The sequence below is a fragment of the Chryseobacterium aurantiacum genome, assembly GCF_003020585.1.
In the GTDB taxonomy this organism is placed as follows: domain Bacteria; phylum Bacteroidota; class Bacteroidia; order Flavobacteriales; family Weeksellaceae; genus Chryseobacterium; species Chryseobacterium aurantiacum.
On record NZ_PXUE01000012.1, the window covers coordinates 1 to 1,571 of the forward strand.

At 50.2% G+C, this 1,571-nt stretch carries 1 rRNA gene; it reads left to right on the top strand.

Going from position 1 to position 1,571, the window contains the following annotated elements:
- The first annotated feature begins 29 nt into the window (after positions 1-29).
- Positions 30-1,546: ribosomal RNA gene (locus C7D53_RS20770) — 16S ribosomal RNA — on the top strand.
- Positions 1,547-1,571 lie beyond the last annotated feature (25 nt).

Genomic DNA, 1,571 nt, shown 5'->3' on the forward strand with positions numbered 1-1,571 from the left:
TCAAAACTTTGAGTGAGTCAGACAAACATACAATGGAGAGTTTGATCCTGGCTCAGGATGAACGCTAGCGGGAGGCCTAACACATGCAAGCCGAGCGGTAGAGATTCTTCGGGATCTTGAGAGCGGCGCACGGGTGCGGAACACGTGTGCAACCTGCCTTTATCTGGGGGATAGCCTTTCGAAAGGAAGATTAATACCCCATAATATTTTGAATGGCATCATTTGAAATTGAAAACTCCGGTGGATAGAGATGGGCACGCGCAGGATTAGATAGTTGGTGAGGTAACGGCTCACCAAGTCTGCGATCCTTAGGGGGCCTGAGAGGGTGATCCCCCACACTGGTACTGAGACACGGACCAGACTCCTACGGGAGGCAGCAGTGAGGAATATTGGACAATGGGTGAGAGCCTGATCCAGCCATCCCGCGTGAAGGACGACGGCCCTATGGGTTGTAAACTTCTTTTGTATAGGGATAAACCTAGATACGTGTATCTAGCTGAAGGTACTATACGAATAAGCACCGGCTAACTCCGTGCCAGCAGCCGCGGTAATACGGAGGGTGCAAGCGTTATCCGGATTTATTGGGTTTAAAGGGTCCGTAGGCGGATCTGTAAGTCAGTGGTGAAATCTCACAGCTTAACTGTGAAACTGCCATTGATACTGCAGGTCTTGAGTGTTGTTGAAGTAGCTGGAATAAGTAGTGTAGCGGTGAAATGCATAGATATTACTTAGAACACCAATTGCGAAGGCAGGTTACTAAGCAACAACTGACGCTGATGGACGAAAGCGTGGGGAGCGAACAGGATTAGATACCCTGGTAGTCCACGCCGTAAACGATGCTAACTCGTTTTTGGGCCTTCGGGTTCAGAGACTAAGCGAAAGTGATAAGTTAGCCACCTGGGGAGTACGTTCGCAAGAATGAAACTCAAAGGAATTGACGGGGGCCCGCACAAGCGGTGGATTATGTGGTTTAATTCGATGATACGCGAGGAACCTTACCAAGGCTTAAATGGGAAATGACAGGCTTAGAAATAGGCTTTTCTTCGGACATTTTTCAAGGTGCTGCATGGTTGTCGTCAGCTCGTGCCGTGAGGTGTTAGGTTAAGTCCTGCAACGAGCGCAACCCCTGTCACTAGTTGCCATCATTAAGTTGGGGACTCTAGTGAGACTGCCTACGCAAGTAGAGAGGAAGGTGGGGATGACGTCAAATCATCACGGCCCTTACGCCTTGGGCCACACACGTAATACAATGGCCAGTACAGAGGGCAGCTACACAGCGATGTGATGCAAATCTCGAAAGCTGGTCTCAGTTCGGATTGGAGTCTGCAACTCGACTCTATGAAGCTGGAATCGCTAGTAATCGCGCATCAGCCATGGCGCGGTGAATACGTTCCCGGGCCTTGTACACACCGCCCGTCAAGCCATGGAAGTCTGGGGTACCTGAAGTCGGTGACCGTAACAGGAGCTGCCTAGGGTAAAACAGGTAACTAGGGCTAAGTCGTAACAAGGTAGCCGTACCGGAAGGTGCGGCTGGAACATCTCATTTTAGAGCGTCTTCGGACGATAAAAAA